The organism is Halostella sp. PRR32, from assembly GCF_034808085.1.
GTDB lineage: Archaea > Halobacteriota > Halobacteria > Halobacteriales > Natronoarchaeaceae > Halostella > Halostella pelagica.
This window is the reverse complement of the sequence record NZ_JAXHGL010000265.1, coordinates 1-241: the sequence shown is the minus strand read 5'-3', so window position 1 is coordinate 241 and position 241 is coordinate 1. Positions and strand designations below refer to the sequence as shown.

General features: G+C 63.9%; 1 protein-coding gene. It reads right to left on the bottom strand.

Annotated features, from left to right (window positions below; translation table 11 throughout):
• A partial coding sequence (locus SM753_RS21080; RefSeq protein WP_323192990.1) for a DNA cytosine methyltransferase occupies nt 1-241 on the bottom strand: 241 nt, incomplete at both ends.

The window sequence follows — 241 nt, the reverse complement described above, 5'->3', positions numbered from 1 at the left end:
ACGAACAGGTGATTCCGGTCGTCGGAGCCATCGGGGCTCACGACTTCGGAGAAGCCCTGACACGGTGGTCCGCCCGCAACGAGGTCAACGCTCTCGCGGCCGACGACATCGTGGATGTCCTGGTTGTCGACATCGCGGATGTCCTGCGTGAGGTCCTCGGGTTCGAGGTCGTCCCGGTTGTTCGCGAAGGAGGCACGGGCGTCTGCATCGGCTTCGATCTCGTTCACGCGGTCGAAGTCGA